The 19,142-nt window shown below is 74.4% G+C and carries 15 protein-coding genes; 5 read left to right on the top strand and 10 right to left on the bottom strand.

Translation table 11 applies throughout. From position 1 onward, the window contains the following. Positions 1-192 precede the first annotated feature (192 nt). From ABZ495_RS19115 to ABZ495_RS19095, 5 genes are all read right to left on the bottom strand, one after another. Entirely contained in the window at positions 193-981 is a 789-nt protein-coding gene (locus tag ABZ495_RS19115; protein ID WP_359837020.1) for a DUF1684 domain-containing protein, read from the bottom strand. A gap of 183 nt (positions 982-1,164) precedes the next feature. Then, positions 1,165-2,025, bottom strand: coding sequence for an acyl-CoA thioesterase II (locus tag ABZ495_RS19110; protein ID WP_352297673.1), 861 nt, complete (start codon positions 2,023-2,025; stop codon positions 1,165-1,167). A gap of 323 nt (positions 2,026-2,348) precedes the next feature. After that, positions 2,349-2,990, bottom strand: a complete 642-nt coding sequence (locus ABZ495_RS19105; protein ID WP_359837017.1) for an alpha-ketoglutarate-dependent dioxygenase AlkB — start codon at positions 2,988-2,990, stop codon at positions 2,349-2,351. A 205-nt stretch (positions 2,991-3,195) separates the two neighbouring features. After that, entirely contained in the window at positions 3,196-3,525 is a 330-nt protein-coding gene (locus tag ABZ495_RS19100; protein ID WP_359837016.1) for a transglycosylase family protein, read from the bottom strand. Positions 3,526-3,972: 447 nt separating this feature from the next. Then, on the bottom strand, positions 3,973-4,773 hold the full coding sequence (locus tag ABZ495_RS19095; RefSeq protein WP_359837014.1) for a transglycosylase family protein: 801 nt from the start codon (positions 4,771-4,773) through the stop codon (positions 3,973-3,975). An 802-nt stretch (positions 4,774-5,575) separates the two neighbouring features. On the opposite strand from ABZ495_RS19095, the gene ABZ495_RS19090 reads away from it, so the two are divergent. Further along, positions 5,576-6,418: a hypothetical protein gene (locus tag ABZ495_RS19090; protein WP_359808201.1), complete on the top strand. Its 843-nt coding sequence runs from the start codon at positions 5,576-5,578 to the stop codon at positions 6,416-6,418. Positions 6,419-6,684: 266 nt separating this feature from the next. Next, the gene (locus ABZ495_RS19085) at positions 6,685-7,317 is read left to right on the top strand and encodes a hypothetical protein (protein ID WP_359837012.1); all 633 of its coding nucleotides are present in this window, start codon (positions 6,685-6,687) and stop codon (positions 7,315-7,317) included. Between the two features lie 201 nt (positions 7,318-7,518). Here the strand turns inward: ABZ495_RS19085 and der are convergent, their stop codons facing one another. From der to ABZ495_RS19070, 3 genes are all read right to left on the bottom strand, one after another. After that, complete coding sequence (gene der / locus ABZ495_RS19080; protein WP_329490181.1) at positions 7,519-8,970, bottom strand: ribosome biogenesis GTPase Der; 1,452 nt, start codon at positions 8,968-8,970, stop codon at positions 7,519-7,521. A gap of 260 nt (positions 8,971-9,230) precedes the next feature. Continuing rightward, a complete protein-coding gene (gene cmk / locus ABZ495_RS19075; RefSeq protein ID WP_329490180.1) occupies positions 9,231-9,944 on the bottom strand; it encodes a (d)CMP kinase in 714 nt (237 codons plus the stop codon). A 303-nt stretch (positions 9,945-10,247) separates the two neighbouring features. Then, positions 10,248-11,333 (bottom strand): prephenate dehydrogenase, encoded by a 1,086-nt coding sequence (locus tag ABZ495_RS19070; RefSeq protein WP_329490179.1) that lies wholly within the window; start codon positions 11,331-11,333, stop codon positions 10,248-10,250. A gap of 451 nt (positions 11,334-11,784) precedes the next feature. Between ABZ495_RS19070 and ABZ495_RS19065 the strand changes: the two genes are divergently transcribed. The 3 genes from ABZ495_RS19065 to ABZ495_RS19055 all read left to right on the top strand — a co-directional run bounded on the left by ABZ495_RS19065 (position 11,785) and on the right by ABZ495_RS19055 (position 16,075). Beyond that, positions 11,785-13,959, top strand: coding sequence for a DUF4139 domain-containing protein (locus ABZ495_RS19065; protein ID WP_359837010.1), 2,175 nt, complete (start codon positions 11,785-11,787; stop codon positions 13,957-13,959). A gap of 3 nt (positions 13,960-13,962) precedes the next feature. Beyond that, positions 13,963-15,543 (top strand): mucoidy inhibitor MuiA family protein, encoded by a 1,581-nt coding sequence (locus ABZ495_RS19060; protein ID WP_359837009.1) that lies wholly within the window; start codon positions 13,963-13,965, stop codon positions 15,541-15,543. A 169-nt stretch (positions 15,544-15,712) separates the two neighbouring features. Continuing rightward, positions 15,713-16,075 (top strand): DUF952 domain-containing protein, encoded by a 363-nt coding sequence (locus ABZ495_RS19055; protein WP_329490176.1) that lies wholly within the window; start codon positions 15,713-15,715, stop codon positions 16,073-16,075. A gap of 16 nt (positions 16,076-16,091) precedes the next feature. On the opposite strand, the gene ABZ495_RS19050 is transcribed toward ABZ495_RS19055, so the two are convergent. Both ABZ495_RS19050 and ABZ495_RS19045 read right to left on the bottom strand, forming a co-directional pair. Further along, on the bottom strand, positions 16,092-17,075 hold the full coding sequence (locus ABZ495_RS19050; protein WP_329490175.1) for a helix-turn-helix domain-containing protein: 984 nt from the start codon (positions 17,073-17,075) through the stop codon (positions 16,092-16,094). 433 nt (positions 17,076-17,508) lie between these two features. After that, complete coding sequence (locus ABZ495_RS19045) at positions 17,509-19,077, bottom strand: pseudouridine synthase (protein ID WP_359837007.1); 1,569 nt, start codon at positions 19,075-19,077, stop codon at positions 17,509-17,511. Positions 19,078-19,142: the final 65 nt, after the last annotated feature.

The raw sequence follows: 19,142 nt of genomic DNA, 5'->3' as shown, positions 1-19,142 counted from the left end.
GAGGCGGCCGCGGGCGGCGCGGCATCCGAATTGGCAGGATGATTGGTCGACACAGCCCCCCATATTCGACCTCCGCCCGCGCGCCCAGCCCACCGGGGTCCTGGCCGAGCGGCCGCGGCCCCGCTGGGCTGGGCGGCGTCACCGGCCGACCGCGCCCCCGGTGAGCCGCGGCAGCGACGGCGGTGGCGGCGGCTACCGGGTCAGGACCTGCTTCTCGCCCGCCTCGACCACGAAGTCCAGCCGGTTGCCCGGCGGCGGGAAGGGGCAGATGAAGTGGTCGGCGAAGGCGCACGGCGGCAGGTAGGCGCGGTTGAAGTCCAGCACCGTACGGCCGTCCGCATCGGGTTCGGGAAGGCTGATGAAGCGGAAGCGGTAGGTGTCCGCGCCGCTGCTCGCGTCCGCGATGACCCCGCTGAGCCCGCGGCCCGCGCTGCCGACCGTCAGGGTGCGGTGCTCGCCCGCCACGGTGAAGGAGATCCGGCCGGTGAGGGCCAGCGGGCGGTCCTTGCCGTCCGCGTTGGGGACGAGGACGGCCCGGGCTTCGCCCTCGAAGGGGGTGTAGAGCGCCGGCACGGCCCATTCCGGCGAGTAGGGGTACGCGGAGATGCTGGCGAAGGAGTGCCGCCCGGGCGAGGCCGGGTCGAAGACCCGCAGGGCGAGTTCACCCTCGCGCTCGATCGGGACGAGCAGCACGTCCCCGACCGAGGCGGTGTCCGCGGCCGGGTCGGTGTCCGGGCGGAGCAGCACCTCGCCGTCGACCGGGGCGGACGCGCCCGCGACGGTGATGCCGTCGGACGCCGTCGCCCGGAGCCGGACGCCCTCCGCGTCGGCCCACCAGCGGCCGGGCACGCCGGGTATCCCGGCGGGGTCCGGCTCCAGCCAGTGCGTACCGGTGAGCGCCAGCTGGCCGTGGCGGGCGCTCACCGCCGCAGCGCGGCCCTCGCTCCAGTGCTTCCAGTCCTCCGCGGCTGTCGCCGTCATCGGTGTGCCCTCCCAATCGGTCCGGGCCCGCCGGACTGTCCGCCGGGCACCGGGGCCCGGGGGACGGTCCGGCACCACCCGTGCGGTGTCCGTCATCACGTCAACGCCGATCACCGGGGTGGATCATTCCCGGCAGGTCCGACGGGACGGACGGCGGGCCCCACCCGGGCGCCGAGGGGCGGGTCAGCCCTTCAGCGGCCGGAAGAGCCCCTCCTGCACCACGGACACGACCAGCTGCCCGTGGCGGTCGAAGATCTGCCCGCGCGCGAGACCGCGGGCGCCGTGGGCTATCGGGGACTCCTGCTGGTAGAGCAGCCAGTCGTCGGTCCGGAACGGTCTGTGGAACCACATCGCGTGGTCCAGCGAGGCCATGTCGAAGTGGCGCGTGCCCCAGAGCGGCTCGACGGGGGCGCGGACGGCGTCGAGCAGCGTCATGTCGCTCGCGTAGGTGAGCGCGCAGACGTGGATCAGCGGGTTGTCGGGCAGGGCGCCGTTGGTGCGCAGCCAGACACCGCTGCGGGCCTCGACGCCGGCCAGCTCCTCCTTGGTCCAGCGCAGCCGGTCGACGTAGCGGATGTCGAAGGGCTGGCGGCGGCTGATGAACGGGGGCAGCTCGCCGAGCCGGGACCCGACCTCCTCCAGCGCGCTCGGCAGGTCCTCGGGGGCGGCGACGGCGGGCATCGGGTACTGGTGCTCGATGCTGCCCTCCTCGGGGACGTGGAAGTCGGCGGTGAGGGCGAAGATCGAGCGGCCGCCCTGGATGGCGAGCACCCGGCGGGTGGTGAAGGAGCGGCCGTCCCGGATCCGGTCCACCTGGTAGACGATGGGCACGCCGGGCACACCGGGGCGCAGGAAGTAGGCGTGCAGCGAATGGACGGGGCGGTCGCCGTCCACCGTGCGCCCCGCCGCCACCAGCGCCTGGCCCGCGACCTGGCCGCCGAACGTCCGCTGCAGCGCCTCCTCCGGGCTGCGCCCGCGGAAGATGTTCAGTTCGATCTGCTCAAGGTCCAGCAGCTCGACGAGTTCGTCGACAGGGGTACCCATGCGTGCGCTTCCTCTCCGGGTGGCCGGCCCGGACGGAGATGCCCGCCCGGCTGCCGACGCCCGTTCTATCGAATTCTCCCGCCCAGTCGAATCCTTCAGCGAGCCAGGGCATTCCCCTCGACCCCGCACCTCTCCACCGATTCACTCGAACGAGGGCCCATCGCTTCGAACGTGCCGGCGTGGGAGCTCTGCCCGGACACCGCGAACGCCGCAGACGGGGCACCGCGAGCGCCGCAAACGGGCACCGCCGGCGCCGCGAAGGGACACCGCGAGCACCGCCCGGACGCCGAAGGCTCCGCGTACGGACGCCGGCCGCGCCGCCGTCACAGGCCCGACTGGCGGACGGTGATGTTGAGCCGGCCGGTCAGCCCGAGCGCCGGATCCGCCGTGCCGGGCAGCGTGCGCACCACCCCGTGGTACGCGAAGCGAGCCGGTCCGCCGAACACCAGCAGGTCACCGCTGCGCAGTTCCAGGTCGGTCCACGGCCGGGTGCGGGTGCGGGTGTTGCCGAGCCGGAAGAGGCAGGTGTCGCCGAGGGAGAGCGAGACCACGGGCGCGTCCGTGCGCTCGTCGCGGTCCTGGTGCAGCCCCATCTTCGCGCCGTGCGGGTAGTGGTTGACGATCGCAATGTCCGGTTCGTACCCGGCGGCGCCCGCGATCGTGTCGACGGCCTCGCCGTACGCCGCGTCGACCGCGCCGCGGGCGAGCCTGGCGAGCTCCGGTGGGAACGCCTTGACCGGTGCGCCGTCGGCCGCGACGCGACGGTAGCCGTAGGGGTACCAGTCCCAGCCCAGGGCGACCATGCGGACCGACATCATGCCGCCGGTCGGCATCCGGACGGTGTGCATCCCCGCCGGCGGCCGGGCCCACTCCCGGCACGCGGCGACCAGGCGGAGCTGGGCTTCGGCGTCGAGCCAGCCGGGGACGAGCACCGCGCCGGGCGCCGGTTCGGACCGCTCGGGCACGGAAGTCCCGTCAGCGCCCGACCCGGCACCGGACCCGAGCACGCGCCCGGACCCGAGGTCACGACCGGTACCGGACCCCGGGACGCGACCGGCACCCGACCCGAGGTCGCGACCGGAACCCGTACCGAACAGTTCGCCCTGGATCACGCCACCATCCTCCCGCACTCACCGGGCGCCCGGCAGGGCGAGCGGGCGCAGGACCCGATCAGTCGCGGTCGGACCCTCCACCGATCATCCCGATCTCCCGGGCACAGGCCGACCACGCCTCCCACCCCTGCAGATGGAGGATCTCCTCGGCCACGGTGGTCTGCTGGCGCCGGCTCGCCCGGTCGGGGCGGTCGGCGAAACGCAGACCGCCCGCCTCCTCCCAGGTCGGCGGCCAGATCTGCAGGCCGCCGAAGTAGCCGTTGCCGGTGGCGGCCCGCCAGTCGCCGCCGCTCTCGCACTCGGCGAGCTCGTCCCAGATCATGTCCGCCACCGTCGAAGCGGCCCGGGCCCGGCCGGCCGGGAGCGGCACCACGGCCGGCAGGAGCACGAGGGCCAGCGCGACGGCGAGGACGAGGGCGACGAGGGGCGCGAGGAGGGCGCCGGCAGCCGAGGACCGAACCGGGTGACCGGTCGGTACGAAGGATTCACGGCTGATCCTATGAACGCTGAGAAGGCACAGCAGCCGACCCTAAGCGCACCTCTCCCCGGCCCGTCCCGACGCGCCGGACACGCCGACGGCCGCTCCCCCGCACAGCGGAGAAGCGGCCGTTCGAACAGCATGTCCGGAGTACGGCGGCCACCTGGAACAGGCGGCCCAGCCGAACCGGCGGCCCTGGTCGCACCGGAGGGCACGACGGACCGGAGGACACGACGGACCAGAGGGCACGACGGACGGGCGGGATCCTTATGGACCCGAGAGGTCCGTCGGACCCGAGAAGTCGGCCGACCCCGAGGGATCACACGGTCCCCCGGGGATCAGACAGTCCCCGAAAGGTCAGACGGTCAGGGTCTGGCCCGGGAAGATCAGGTCGGGGTTGCCGCCGATGACCTTGGCGTTGGCGTTGTACAGCTCGTGCCAGTCGGTGCCCTGGGCAGCGGCGATGGTGCTGAGGGTGTCACCGGCCTTCACGGTGTAGCTGCCACCGGTGACCGGCTTGGCGTCGTTCGAGGCCGGAGCGGCCGGCTTCGCGGGCTTGGCCGGCTTCTCGGCCTTCCAGGAGGCGGCGGCGTCCGAGGACTTCGGCGCGGCCTTGGGGGCCTCGGCAGCCTTGGGCGCGGCCTTGGGGGCCTCGACGGTCTTCGGCGCGGCCTTGGGGGCCTCGGCGGCCTTCGGCGCAGCGGTGGCGGCCGGGGCGGCCGGCTTCGCGGCGACGGAGGTGTCGACGGCGGCCGGGGTGCCGCCCTTGGTCAGACCGGCCTTGACGGAGCAGACCGGCCAGGCGCCCGGGCCCTGCGAGGCGAGCACCTTCTCGGCGACGGAGATCTGCTGCGCCTTGGTGGCCAGGTTGGCCTGCGCGGCGTAGGCGGTGCCACCGAAGGCGGCCCAGGTGCTGGAGGTGAACTGCAGGCCGCCGTAGAAGCCGTTGCCGGTGTTGATGGCCCAGTTGCCGCCGCTCTCGCACTGGGCAACCGCGTCCCAGGTCGAGACGGAGGCGGCGGAGGCCGAGTTGGCCGTGACGAGGCCGGCCACCGGCAGGGCCGCGACAGCGGCACCCGCGACAACAGCCATCCGAACGCGGTTGCGCTTGGTGACGGTGGAGGTGGTGGCAGCGGCGGTCTCGTTACGGAAGGTCATGAGGTTCCTCTCGACAGCCCCGGGCGGGCATGCGGAACCAGACCCTCGAAGGAGTCGAATCGCTCGCCGCGTCCATCGGGCGGCCGGGCACGTGTCGGACGTGCCGCGCCGCCCCGGCCACCCACCACGCACCGGCGACCAGATCGAGCGGTCGCATCAGTGGGCACGGCCCGCGCCGGGGTGAGCCGGTGGGCTGTGCGTCGGAGTGAACCCGGGTGGTGCTCGTTGCACCGCCAATGAAGCTACGAGTCAGGTCGCCACGGAACCAAACACCCGACGGTCTGCCCAGCTCAGCAGGGCGTTACCGGCGGTAATGACCATGCAAGCATGTCCACAATGTCCGATATAACCGTCATTTCCTAGATCAAACATTGCCCGGCCGTGACCCACCTCACGGTTTCATTCCGGCACTCCTGCCGCCGACATCGACAGATTGTGAGCATTCGACCACGTCACGCGGTCGGATCAGGGGCAATTCCCGTCACCCTCGGTGTCCACCCGTGACCCCTGCCACAGGGGTCCGTTGGTAAAGGCGGCCGGAAAGGCCCCTCGCCCCACCGCCCGTCCCGCCCCGTCCCAACCCGGTCCCACCCCCCCGAACGACCCCGGCCCGACCCGAGCGCCCACCCCAGCGGCCCTCCACCCGATCCACCAGCTCTTCCAGCCCCACCAGCCCCACCAGCGCTACCCGCTCCACCTACTGCACCAGCCACACCCAGCCACACCCAGCCCCACCGCCCGCTCCCCTCCCCCGCCCGCGTCACCCCTGACCGCCGGCGAACCCGACAACCGAGGAGTCCCAGTGCCGCGCATGCTCGCCGTCAGCGACGAGGTCCGATCCGAGATCGGCGACGACGAGGCAGACCGCCTGCTCGGCGGCGCCCACACACCCGACAGCTACGAGTGCACGTCCTGCCGCACCCCCGGTGACTCGCTCCAGGAGCCCACCAGCACGGTGCTGTTCGTCGGCGAGGAGACGGCGGTGCTCGCCTTCGCCCATGCCCGCTGCATCCCCTCCCAGGTGGTGCCGGTCTCCGAGGAGCAGCTGGTGGGCGCGGTGCGCAGCATCAGCCAGGCGCAGACCGAGGCGCCCGCCGTCCCGGGCCCCGCGATCCCGGGACCCGCCGTCCCGAACCCGGCCCCGTCCGCCGGCGCCCAGGCCACCGCGCCCGGCCAGGCCGCCATCCTCGGCATCACCTGCGGGCTGGTCCTGCACGGCGACACCGGTCACGCCGCGGTCGTCGTCGAGCCCACCGGACCGGTCGGCCGGCCGGGCAACACCTCGGGCACCGACGAGTTCCTGGACCTCCTCCAGGACGCCGGCTTCCAGCCCGTCACCGACCTCGACAAGACGCCGGACCAACTGGCCGGCTGGTCCGTCCTGGTGGCGATGGGCAAGCTGCACGCGATCCTGCAGCCCGCCGCCGCCGGGGGCAGCACCGGCTGGTGGCAGGCCCACCAGCCGCTCCAGGTCACCGACGCCTGGAGGTTCGCCGCCAACCAGCTCACGGAGGTGACCATGTACGCGGTCCCGGCGGGCATGGTGGGCCGGCAGCCGCGCGAGGACCTGCTGCGCCAGGCGCTGGAGCGTGCCGTCGCCCTGGGACAGGTGGTCGGCGCCTCCCTCCCGCTCGCGGGCACCTGAGCCTCCCCGACACCCCCGGCACGCCTCGCCCCGCCCCGCCCCGGCCGGAAGCCCAACCCCGGCCGAACCCCCTGCCGGGAGCCCGGCCCCGGCCGGAAGGCCCGCCACGGACCGGTCCGCACCCCGACCGGCACAGGCCAACCTTCCGGCCGGGGCCGGGCACCCCGCATCCCCCGGGGGACTCGCTCGTTGGCCCCTGTGTGTACAGCTACGACGTCTCCGCATCCCACCGCCGGTCCACCACCGCCCCCCGAGTGATCCCGGGCATGCGCCCGTCGTTCGACGCTGAGCACCCGCACTCGGCCACGCCGATCTACGACGAGCTGTACTCCGAGTACCGGCGGCTGTTCCGCGCGCTGCCCGGCGACCGCTCGGGCGAGGAGAACCTGAGGTTCACGGGCTTCGCCGTCCGCGACGGCTACCCGGTGCTCGCCGAGCCCCGTCCGTACCCGCCGCAGCACCAGGCGTTCCAGACGTACGCTGGCCAGGCCGCCGGCCTCCCCCAGTTCATGCCGAACCAGCAGAACGGCCAGGGCCACACCGGGCACCACACCGGCAGCACCCACAGCAGCGGCACCCACACCAACCACGCCCAGCACACCGCGAGCCAGCACACCGGCACCCAGTACACCGGCGCCCCGCACACTCCCGCGGACCCCACCAGCGACGGGCTCGGCCAGGTCGGCCAACCCGCCCAGCCCGCCGCCCAGTTCGCCAACGGCCAGGGCTGGGTCGCGGCCGGCTACCTGGGGCCCGTGCCGCACCCGATGCCCGCCCCGGCACCGGCACCGGCGCCGGTGATGAGCAACGGCGGCGGCACCACCGCCGGTCCGGCCACCGGCGGACGCCACCGCAACCTGCTCTCGCTCCCCCCGGGCCGCAGCAGCGACCAGCACTGACCCGGCCCACGCACCGGCCCGCACCGGCCCGCACCCGCCGGGGCACCCGCCCCCGCACGCAGGAGGGCCCCCGCCGTCGAAACGGCGGGGGCCCTCCTGTCCAAGCGTTACGTCGACCCCCCCGGCCGACAGACCACCGGACCACCGGGCCGGCCGGCCCGCCACCAGGGCGCGGCGGCCGACCGGGCGCAGCGGCGGCGACTACTTGCGCTTGCGCTTCTCCCGCACCCGCACCGAGATCGAGATCGGCGTGCCGACGAAGCCGAACTCCTCACGCAGCCGGCGCTCGACGAAGCGGCGGTACCCGGCCTCCAGGAAGCCCGAGGCGAACAGCACGAAGCGCGGCGGGCGGGTACCCGCCTGGGTGCCGAACAGGATGCGCGGCTGCTTGCCACCGCGGATCGGGTGCGGGTGCGCCGCGACCAGCTCGCCGAGGAAGGCGTTCAGGCGCGCGGTCGGGATGCGCGTCTCCCACCCGGCGAGGGCGGTCTCGATGGCCGGGACGAGCTTCTCCATGTGCCGGCCGGTCTTCGCCGAGACGTTGACCCGGGGCGCCCACTGCACCTGGACGAGATCGCGCTCGATCTCGCGCTCCAGGTAGAAGCGGCGCTCCTCGTCGAGCTGGTCCCACTTGTTGTAGGCGATGACGACGGCACGCCCGGCCTCGACGGCCATCGAGATGATCCGGGTGTCCTGCTCGGCCAGGGTCTCGCTGGCGTCGACCAGCACGACCGCGACCTCGGCCTTCTCCAGGGCGGCGGAGGTGCGCAGCGAGGCGTAGAAGTCCGCGCCGGCGGTCAGGTGGACCCGGCGGCGGATACCGGCGGTGTCGACGAACTTCCAGGTCTTGCCGCCCAGTTCGATCATCTCGTCGACCGGGTCACGGGTGGTGCCGGCCAGCTCGTTGACGACCACCCGCTCCTCGCCGGCGACCTTGTTGAGCAGGCTGGACTTGCCGACGTTGGGCCGGCCGATCAGCGCGACCCGGCGCGGGCCGCCGGCGGCGACGCCGAAGGTCTGCGGCGGGGCCTCGGGCAGGGCGGCCATGACGGCGTCGAGCAGGTCACCGGAGCCGCGGCCGTGCAGGGCGGAGACGGGGAAGGGCTCGCCGAGGCCGAGCGACCACAGGTACGCGGCCTCCGCCTCGGTGGACTGGCCGTCGACCTTGTTCGCGCAGAGCACGGTCGGCTTGCCGGCCCGGCGAATGATCTTGATCAGGGCTTCGTCGGTGTCGGTGGCGCCGACGGTGGCGTCGACCACGAACAGCACCGCGTCGGCGGTCTCGATGCCCAGCTCGGCCTGCGCCGCCACCATGGCGTCGATGCCGAGGACGTCGATCTCCCAGCCGCCGGTGTCGACGACCTTGAAGCGGCGGCCGTTCCAGGTGGCCTCGTAGCTGACCCGGTCGCGGGTGACGCCCGGCTTGTCCTCGACGACGGCCTCGCGGCGGCCGATGATGCGGTTCACCAGGGTCGACTTGCCGACGTTCGGGCGGCCGACGACGGCCAGCACGGGCAGCGGCGCGTGGTCGGCGCCCCCGAGCCCGTCGACGTCCTCGGGGTCGAACCCCTCCTCGGCGGCGAGCGCCATGAATTCGGCGTACTCGGCGGCGTCCAGCTCACCGTGCTCGGTGGCGGAGTGCTCTGCGGTCATGTTCGTGTTTTCCGTTTCCCGGCGCGGCCCTTCCCAGGGGCGTGCCGTGCGTACCTGCCCCGGTCGGGGCAGCGCGAGTACTTCGAGGAAGGCGCCCCGCGGGCGCTTCCGTACTTCCAGGGAGGCGCCCCGTGGGCGCTCCCGAACAGCGGGCCGCGACCGGCGAGGGCCGCGGAGGGTGTGCCCCGGGCGGTGGGCCCGGAGTGATGGATCCCGGACGGCGCGGGGGACGGGACCCCCGGGCGGCGCCCGGTGGCGGCTCAGACCGCCGACAGCCCGGCCCGCTCCTCCACCAGCATGATTATCGTGCCGATGACCTGCTCCAGGCTGAGTTCGCTGGTGTCCACCAGGACGGCGTCGGCGGCCTGGGTCAGTGGAGCGGTCTCGCGCGAGGAGTCCGCCTTGTCCCGGCGGACCAGGTCGGCAGCCATCTCGGCGATGGTGGCCTCGTCGACGCCCTTGGCGCGCAGCTCGGCCGCCCGCCGCTCGGCCCGGGCCGCCACCGAGGCGGTCAGGAAGATCTTGACGGTGGCGTCCGGGAACACCACGCTGCCCATGTCCCGGCCCTCGGCGACGATGCCGCGCTCGGCGACCTCGGCGCAGCCGCGCTGCAGCTCCACCAGGCGGGTCCGCACGGCGGGCACCGCGGCGACGGCGCTGACCTGCGCGGTCACCTCGGGCCCCCGGATCGGACCGGACACGTCCTGGCCGTCCACCGTGATGGTCGGGCCGGCCGCGTCGGTGCCGGAGACGATCACCGGCTTGCCGCAGGCCACGGTCACGGCCTCCGGGTCGTCGATGTCCACGTCGTTGGCCAGCATCCACCAGGTCAGCGCCCGGTACATGGCGCCGGTGTCCAGGAAGCTCAGCCCCAGCCGGGCGGCGACCGCCCGGGAGACGGTCGACTTGCCGGAGCCGGAGGGTCCGTCGATGGCGACGACGACCGGGGCGTGCGCTCGGTCGGCAGTGTCCACGGGGCGAACCTCTCTCTGGGCCTGAGCCCGAACCTGAATCCTGTACGGCGCGAGCCGCACAGCCTGAAAACCGGGGGATGTCTCCCTCCAGGTTAATGGACCGGCGCCAGACCCCGCCCCGGTGCTCCGTTCCACCGGAAGCGGCCCCGTGCCGGCCGCGTACCGCCGCCCCCGAACCGGCCCGCGTACCGCCGCCCCCGCACCAGCCCGCGTACCGACCCGCGAACCGGCCCCTGATCCGGCCCCCGCACCGGCCGGGCACCCCTACCGGCGGCCGCGCACCGGCCCCTCGGGTACCGGTCCTCAGTCCCGGACGCTCCAGCCGCTCGCCCGGAGCGCCACGGTGAGCGGTGTCACCGCGCCCGGCGCGACCGACAGCTGGACGAAGCCCACTTGCTGCCCCGACGAGTGCTCGATGACGACGTCCTCGATGTTGACCCCGGCGGCGCCGACCTCGCCGAAGAGCCGGCCCAGCTCGCCGGGCTGGTCGCCGAGGACCACCGCCACCGTCTCGTACCGGGTCGGCGGCGCACCGTGCTTGCCGGGGATCCGCGACTGGCCGGCGTTGCCCCGGCGCATCACGGTCTCGATCCCGGCGGCGCCCGCTCGGCGCTCGCCCTCCTCGGTGGCCTGCAGCGAGCGCAGGGCGGCGACGGTCTCGCCGAGGTCGACGGCGACCTCCTCCAGGATGTCGGCGACCGCGCCGGCGTTGGCGGAGAGGATGTCCACCCACATGCCCGGGTTGGAGGCCGCGATCCTGGTGACGTCCCGAACACCCTGGCCGGAGAGCCTTATGGCCGTCTCGTCGGCCTTCTCCAGCCGGGCCGCGACCAGCGAGGAGACCAGCTGCGGGGCGTGCGAGACCAGGGCGACGGCCCGGTCGTGCGCGGCGGCGTCCATCACGATCGGCATCGCGCCGCAGAGGGCGACCAGCTCCAGGACGGCGTTGAGCGTCTCGGTGTCGGTGTCGGCGGTGGGGGTGAGCACCCAGGGCCGGCCCTCGAACAGGTCGGCGCGCGCGGCCAGCGGGCCCGAGCGCTCGCGGCCGGCCATCGGGTGGCTGCCGATGTAGTGGACGGTGTCGCAGCCCAGCGCGGCCACCTCGGCCCTGGGCCCGTCCTTGACGCTGGCCACGTCGGTGTACCAGCGCGCCAGTCCGCGCCGCTGGCAGTCGGCGAGCACCTTGCCGACCAGGGCGGGCGGCACCGCGATGATCGCGAGGTCCACCGGGCCGTCGGCCGGCTCGGTGGTGCCGGCGCCGAGCGACGCGGCGGTACGGGCCGCGTCCGGGTCGGCGTCCTCCAGATGAACGGTCAGCCCGCGTCCGGTCAGGGCGAGGGCGGCGGAGGTGCCGATGAGTCCGGTACCGACGACGGCGGCAGTGCGCATGGCGGGGTGGCTCTCCTCAAGGGGCTGGCCTGGACGTGCCCGCCCATCCTCTCGCATCCCCACCACCCCCGCGGCCACAGTCCACCCCCGCCGACCGCAACCGCGCGGCCACCGGCTCCGTCCCCCCTGACGCGACACCACGCGCACCACATCGCACGCGCACCGCACCGCACCACACCACATCGCACGCGCACCGCACCGCACCGCACCGCACCGCACCGCACCGCGAACACGACACACCGCGACCACAGGACACCGCACCACGCACCGCACCAGCACGCACGCACGCACGCACCGCACACGCGCGGACACACACCGCCGCACACGCACGCCGTACACGCCGAGCACGGGCGAAATCCGAGGACGCCCGCGCCGATGCGAGGCAGACTGACCGCCCAGGGGGCGGCAGCGCGCCGTCGGCGCGAGCGGCGCGAACGAAGGGGTAGGCCGGGTGGACGACCAGCACAGGGCAGACGACGAACAGCAGTCCGACCGAACCGCGGTACCGGCCCATCCGTCGGAGCTCGACTCCGTCGTGGTCCACGCCGTCGGCGCGGTCTGCCGCCGGCGCGCCCGGGTGGCCCTGCCGCCCGGCGGGCGACTGCGGCTGACCGGGCTGCCGCAGGTGCTCGACGGGCGGTCGCTGCGGGCCCGGGTGCTCTCCGGCCCGCCCGGCACCGCCGTCACCGAGGCCCGCCTCGAACCGGTCGCCGAACTCCGCTCCCTCGACGAACTCCCCGAGCTCCACAGCCGGTTGAAGGCCGCCCGGGAGCACGAGTCCGCCGTCCGCGAGCGGCAGCGCCTGGTCCTCGACACCATCGCGGAGACGACCGCGCTGCGCGCCGTCCCGCCGGCCCGCCGCCGGGACGAACCGCTCCGCCGCACGCCCGCCGACGCCTGGCTGGAGCTGGCCGAGTTCGTCGACGAGCGGCTCACCCGGCTCCACCTCCGCGCCGACGAGCTGGCCGAGGAGCTCGAACGGGCCGAGCACGCGACCGAGACGCTGGCCGACCGGCTGGCGCGTTCGTCCACCGCCGGACCGGCCCGGCCGGTGGAGACCTCCGCGACCGTCCTGCTCACCCTCACCGCTCCCGCGCCCGCGAACTCCCGGCCCGAGGACACCGCACCCGCCCCCGAGATCGACATCGAACTCGAATACGGCGTCCCCGCCGCCCGCTGGGTGCCCGCCTACCGGCTCTCCTACCAGCAGGGCTCCGACACCGGCCGGCTGGTCCTGCGCGCCTCCGTCGCCCAGCGGACCGGCGAGGACTGGACCGGCGTCCGCCTCGCCCTCTCCACCGCCGACCTGGAGCGGCGCACCGACCTGCCGAAGCTGCGCTCGCTGCGGATCGGCCGCAGCCAGCCCGCCCCGCCGCCCTCCGGCTGGCGCGAGCCCCCGGCCGGGCTGAGCGACCTCTTCACCGGCTACGACGCGGTGGGTCCCCGCCCCGAGCCCCGCCGTAGCGGACCGGCCCTCGTCGGGGCCGCCGCCCCGCTCCCGCGCCCCGTACCGCCCCCCGCCCCGATGGCACCGGGCGGCGCACCCCTGGCGGGCGGCACCCGCGGCGGCGTCCAGGCCTTCGAGGCGCCCGCCCCGTCCCTCGGCTTCGCCGGCTACGGCGGGCCGCCGCCCGCGCACCCCGGCGCCCCGCAGCCCGGTGCCCCGCTGCCCCCGCCGGCGGCCGCCGCGGCCCCCGCGCCGCTCGGCCGCCGGGATCGCTCCGCGCGCCGCTCCGCCGCGGGCGGGGCGGCCGAGGCCGCGTTCGCCGACGAGTTCGGCGCCGCCGCGGCCCCGCCCGCGCCCCCGGCTCCCCCCGCCCCGGGCGCCACGCTGCTCGACTACCCCACGCTCGTCCTGGCCGGCCCCGACGAGCCCGCCGCCCGCCGGGGCACCCTCCACCCCACGGCCCCGACCCGCCCGACCTTCACCGGCTCCACCCTGAGCGGCCTGCCGCTCCCCCGCCACGCCGTACCGCCGCGCGCCTCGGCCGGCTCCTTCGACCACCGCTTCGACGCCGCCGCCCCCGCCGACATCCCGTCCGACGGCACCTGGCACACGGTCACGATCGGCGAGATCCCGGTCACCGTCCGGCCCGAGTACGTCACCGTCCCCTCCGTCGAGGAGAAGGTGTACGGGACGCTGGTCCTGGCCAACGGGACGGCCCACGCCGTGCTGGCCGGTCCGGTCGAGGTCACCGTCGACGACGAGTTCCTGCTCACCGCCGCCCTGCCCACCCTCGCGCCGGGCGGGACGTGCCGGCTCGGCACCGGCGTGACCGAGAGCGTCGAGGTCGCGCGCCGCACCGAGCTGCACGAGTCCACCACGGGCATGCTGAACACCAGCACCGTGCTCGACCACCGGGTGCACGTGGGGCTCGCGAACCGGCTCGGGCACGCCGTCACCGTGGAGGTCCGCGAGCGTGTGCCGGTCACCCCGGACAGCGAGATCCGGATCGAGGAACGGGCCGACTGGCACGCGCCCGCCGTCCCCTCCCCGGAGTGCCCGCCGAGCAGCCGGCTCTGGCGGGTCGAACTGCCGCCGGGCGGGCGGGCCGAACTCGACGGCGGGTACCAGATCAGAATCCCGGCCGGAAAGGCCATCGTCGGTGGAAACCGGAGGAACTGAACGATGAGCAGCGACACCATCCCCCTCCCGGTCACCGCCGTCACCTGCCTGGAGGACCGCAGCCAGGTCGAGCGCGCCGTGACCGTCGACCTCGCCGCGGGCGTCCAGCGGCTGCGCCTCGGCCCGATCACCGCGCTCGCCGTCGACCGGACCCTGCGGGCCGAAGCCACCGGCCTCGCCCCCGCCGACGCCGAGTCGCCCAGGATGGCGGGCCCCCGCGTCCTGGACGCCCGGATCGTCCGCGCCTGGACCCCGCGCGCCCCGCTGGCGCCCGGTCCGGACGACTCCGCGCTGCGCCACCGCGTCCACGAGCTCGACGTGCGGGCCCGCCAGGAGGACCAGCTGCGCCACCGCCTGGAGGCCCGGCTGGCCCTGCTCGCCCAGCTCTCCGCCGACCTGCTCCGCGAGGTCGGCGAGGGCGCCGGCGCCGGCGAGGTCGAACGGGCCCGCTGGGCCCGCGAGCTGGACCGGGTGGACGCCGAGCGCGAGCGGTACGGCGAGGAGCTGCGGGCCGCCCACTCCCGGCTGCGCGACCTGGAGGTCGAGCGCTCAGAGGCCCGGACGGCCCTCGACGAGGCCGAGGAGGCGCCCGCCGAGCTGGTCGCCCACCTGGACCTCACCGTCGAGGCGGCCGCCGCAGGACCCGCCCGGCTGACCGTCAGCCACCTGGTGCCGTGCGCGGTCTGGCGGCCCTCCTACCGGGCCACCCTCGCCGAGGGGTCGCTCCACCTGGAGTCCGAGGCGGTGGTCTGGCAGCGCACCGGCGAGGACTGGACGGGCGCCCGGCTCACCTTCTCCACCGCCCGCTCGGCACTGGCCACCGCACCGCCCGCGATCAGCGAGGACGTGCTGGCCCTGCGCGAGCGCAGCGCCGAGGAGCGGCGCACGGTCGAGGTCGAACTGCGCGAGGAGACGATCAGCACCCTCGGCCCGTCCGAGGCCGTGCCGGGGGTGGACGACGGCGGCGAGGTCCGGATCCTGCGGGCCCCCACGCCGGCCACCGTGCCCTCGGACGGCCGGGCGCACCGGGTGCCGCTGGGCTCCTTCACTGCGCCCGCCGCCGGCGAGTACGCCTGCGCCCCGGAGCTGTCGCCGCTGGTGACCCAGGTGGTCCGGTTCCGCAACGCGGCCGGGCACGCGCTGCTCGCCGGCCCGGTGGAACTGATCCGCGGCAGCGGCTTCACCGGCCGCGGCGAGCTGCCCTTCACCGCCGCGGGCGCCGAGGCGGAGCTGGCGTTCGGCAGCTCGGACGGCTACCGGGTGGTCCGGGAGACCGACGAACGGCAGGGCACCGCGGGGCTCACCCAGCGCTCGGTGACCACCCGGACGGTCCGGCTGCACATCTCGCGCTTCTCGGGCCCGGAGGAGCGGGACGAGCAGCTTGTCACGGTGCGTGAGCGGGTACCGGTCTCCGAGGTCTCGGCAGTCGAGGTGCGGCTGCGCAAGGAGGAGTGCTCCCCGGCTCCGGACGCCTTCGACACCGAGGGCATCGTCCGCTGGGACCTCCCGCTCGGCCCGGGCGCCCGCCGAACGGTGACGCTGGTGTACGAGATCTCCGCCTCCGCGAAGGTGGCGGGCCTGTGACCCCACTGCCTGCGACATCACTGGCTGCGACATCACTGCCTGCGACACCATCACCTATGACACCGGCGCCTCTGGCCCCCTCACCTGTGACCCCACCACCTGTGACACCGGCGCCCGAACCCGGTCGGCCGCGCCCTCGCCGTGACGACCGTTCAGGTACAACAGGAACATGATCCTGCACCTCGCCCCCCTCGACGACTGGCTGGCCGACCCCGGCCGGCCGTACGCCACCGCCTCGCTGCTCACCGACGGGTTCATCCACTGCTCGGCGGACGAGCGGACGGCGCTCGCGGTGGCCAACGCCTTCTACGCCGACACTCCCGGTCCGCTGATGGTGCTGCTGATCGAGGAGTCGCTGGTGGAACCGATGGTGAAGTGGGAGGCCCCGAACGGCGCACCGCCGCCCGGAGCCACCCCCGGTGTGCTGTTCCCGCACATCTACGGGCGACTGAACCGGTCCGCCGTGGTCGGCCTGGAGAAGGTCGAGCGCGGCCCGGACGGCCACTGGGCGAACCTCACGCCCTGGAGCTGAACCGCCACCGTCCCGGCTACAGCCAGCCCCGCTCCCGGGCCGCCATTCCGGCCTGGAAGCGGGTGGTGGCGCCCAGCTCGCGCATCAGGCTCTGCAGCCGGCGCTGGGTGGTCCGGGCGCTCCAGCCGAGCGAGCGGGCGATCGACTCGTCGGTGAGGCCGGCCGCCAGCAGGCCGAGCAGCTTGCGGTGGTCGGCCTCCGGCTCCAGCGCGCCCTCGGCGGCGCCGATCGCGGACTGGAGCTGGACCGCCCGTTCCCACTCCGCCTCGAACAGCGTGTCCAGGGCCTGGAGCAGCGCCGACGGGTGGATCACGTAGGCCGCGTCGAGGACGCTGTCGCCCACGCTGATCGGGATGATGGCCATCCGGTCGTCCGACATGATCATCTTCATCGGCAGCACCGGCCGGACCCTCGCCTCCTCGCCGTCCGCGACGCCGGCCAGGATGTTCTTCTCCAGCCGGCCGGGCCAGGCGACCGCCTCCCGGTCGTAGATGGTCCGGAACCGCAGCCCCTCCCGCATCCGCTCGCGCTGCAGCGGGATGTTGGCGACCGGGTCCTGGATGTACGGGGGGCAGTCGAAGCCCCGGACCTGGTACTGGCTGGTCTCGGTGATGTGCTCCAGCCGCTGGGCGATCGCCTCGCCGCCGGTCAGCACCTCGACCGAGTGCGCCGGGTCGGTGTAGCGCGAGGCCTCCCGGAAGGCGTCCATCAGCCGGTGCATCTCGGCCCTGGCGTGCCGCAGCTCGGACTCGCGATGGCCGATCAGCGTGCCGATCGCGACATCGGGCGCCACCGGGAGGAAGCGGTGGCGGTCCACCGGCGCCCTGGTCGCCATGCCCTGCTGTGCCAATCGGTCCAGCGCGCGGACGCTCTGCTGGAGTGTCAGACCGCAGCAGGTCGCGAGGTCCTCCGCGGTGGACTGCGGGTTGGCCACCAGCGCCGCGTAGACCTGACCGTCCGGCGCGGCCAGTCCCAGTGTGCTGAGTGGTGCATCGGACACGACGCCGCTCCCCCGTCTCGACTCCCGACCGCGCCCCCGGTGGCGCAGTCCCGCCACTCGGCGGGTCGTGGTCAGGTGGCAATCTTCGGCCACGGATCATCGCGCTGACAAGGCGATGACCAGGCGATGCGTCCTTGCTCACAGCAGGACCCGCCGAACAGCAGGAGGGCCTCCCCGCCACTCGACGGGGAGACCCTCCCGAAACACCCGAATATGTAGACCGGTCTACCGACGCAGTCCCGCTCGCGCGGATTATGCAGACCGGTCTACAGACACGCTCCGCGAATATGTCGGTCGGTCTACAGAACCGGCCCCCGATTATGCAGACCGGTCCACAGAAACGCCCCCAACTATGCAGACCGGTCTACAGAGATCGCCAGAATATGTCGACCGGTCTACAGAGGAACCCCTCTAGCGACCGGTCCACAGATTCCTACAGGCCGACCTCGCGCATCAGCTGACCGACCTCGGGGTTGGTCAGACGACGCAGCCAGCCGGACTTCTGGTCGCCCAGCGCGATCGGGCCGAAGTGCGTGCGCACCAGCTTCTCGACCGGGAAGCCGGCCTCGGACAGCATCCGGCGGACGATGTGCTTGCGACCCTCGTGCAGGGTCACCTCGACCATGTAGTTCTTGCCGACGTTGGAGATCACCTTGAAGCTGTCGGCCCGGGCGAAGCCGTCCTCCAGCTCGATGCCCTTGGCGAGCTGCTTGCCCAGGTCACGCGGGATCGGTCCCTGGATCGCGGCCAGGTAGGTCTTGGTCACGCCGTACCGCGGGTGGGTGAGGCGGTGGGCCAGCTCGCCGTGGTTGGTGAGCAGGATGATGCCCTCGGTCTCGGTGTCCAGACGACCGACGTGGAAGAGCCTGGTCTCCCGGTTGGTCACGTAGTCACCGAGGCACTGGCGACCGTCCGGGTCCTCCATGGTGGAGACCACGCCGGCCGGCTTGTTCAGCGCGAAGAACAGGTACGACTGGGTGGCGACGGTCAGGCCGTCCACCTTGATCTCGTCGTTCTGCGGGTCGACCCGCTTGCCCTGCTCGGTGACGCGCTTGCCGTTGACCTCGACCCGGCCCTGCTCGATGAGCTCCTCGCAGGCCCGGCGGCTGCCGATGCCGGCCCGGGCCAGCACCTTCTGCAGGCGCTCGCCCTCGGGCTCGCCGGCGGTCTTCGGCAGGTTCACGGCCGGCTTGTCGTGCCGGGCCAGAACGGCGTCCTCGATCTTGGCCTGCAGCTCGCGCGAGCGCTGCGGCTGACGGCGCGGGTCGCCCGGGGCGCCCTGGCCCTCACGGCGCGGCCGCGGTGCCGGGTTGGGACGGCGCCCGGAGTAGCCGCCGCGGGCCGGCGTGGCGTTGGGGCCGCCGCCGAACTCGGGGCGGTCGTAGCGCCGCTCCTCGGGCCGCAGCGGGCGGTCCAGGAAGCCGCGGTCGTCGCGCCGGTCGTCCCGGCGGTCGTCACGCCGACCGTAGGAACCGGACCCGCCGCGCGGCGCGCCGGAGCCGCCGCCGTAGGACCCGCCACGCGAGGAGCCGGAGCCACCACCGTACGAACCGCCACGCGAGGAGCCGGAGCCACCACCGTACGAACCGCCACGCGACGAGCCGGACCCGCCGCCATACGAACCGCCACGCGAGGAGCCGGAGCCACCACCGTACGAGCCGCCGCCCGACGAGCCGCCGCGCGAACCCGAACCGTACGAACCGGACCCACCGCGGGAGCCGGAGCCGCCGCCGTAGGACCCACCACTCGACGAACCGCCGCGCGAACCCCCGCCGTACGAACCGGACCCGCCCCGCGAGGAGCCGGAGCCACCGCCGTAGGAACCCCCGCCGTACGAACCGCCGCCCTGCGAGCCGCCGCCGGACGAGCCCCCGCGCGGAGCGCCCGATCCGCCACGGCCCGCGCCGCCCCCGTGGGAGCCGCCGCCGCTCCGGCCCCCGCCCTGTCCGCCGCGACCGCCGCCGCCGCCGCTGCTGTTCCTGCCGTTGCCACTGCTACGCATCAAAGTGTCCGTACGTCGTTCCGTCTGGGATTGGGCTGTGCGGTCGTTTCGGCCGACCTCACCGC

Origin of the sequence: Kitasatospora sp. NPDC005748, assembly GCF_040630735.1 — a bacterium.
Classification (GTDB): Bacteria; Actinomycetota; Actinomycetes; order Streptomycetales; family Streptomycetaceae; genus Kitasatospora.
The sequence above is the reverse complement of the archived record's forward strand: the minus strand, read 5'-3'. Positions and strand labels throughout refer to the sequence as shown.

Bases quoted from the DNA above. Each gene is read 5' to 3' on its own strand.
- ABZ495_RS19115 (WP_359837020.1), bottom strand. From the start codon at position 981: ATGACGGCGACAGCCGCGGAGGACTGGAAGCACTGGAGCGAGGGCCGC.
- ABZ495_RS19110 (WP_352297673.1), bottom strand. From the start codon at position 2,025: ATGGGTACCCCTGTCGACGAACTCGTCGAGCTGCTGGACCTTGAGCAG.
- ABZ495_RS19095 (WP_359837014.1), bottom strand. From the start codon at position 4,773: ATGACCTTCCGTAACGAGACCGCCGCTGCCACCACCTCCACCGTCACC.
- ABZ495_RS19085 (WP_359837012.1), top strand. From the start codon at position 6,685: ATGCGCCCGTCGTTCGACGCTGAGCACCCGCACTCGGCCACGCCGATC.
- der (WP_329490181.1), bottom strand. From the start codon at position 8,970: ATGACCGCAGAGCACTCCGCCACCGAGCACGGTGAGCTGGACGCCGCC.
- ABZ495_RS19070 (WP_329490179.1), bottom strand. From the start codon at position 11,333: ATGCGCACTGCCGCCGTCGTCGGTACCGGACTCATCGGCACCTCCGCC.
- ABZ495_RS19060 (WP_359837009.1), top strand. From the start codon at position 13,963: ATGAGCAGCGACACCATCCCCCTCCCGGTCACCGCCGTCACCTGCCTG.
- ABZ495_RS19055 (WP_329490176.1), top strand. From the start codon at position 15,713: ATGATCCTGCACCTCGCCCCCCTCGACGACTGGCTGGCCGACCCCGGC.
- ABZ495_RS19045 (WP_359837007.1), bottom strand. From the start codon at position 19,077: ATGCGTAGCAGTGGCAACGGCAGGAACAGCAGCGGCGGCGGCGGCGGT.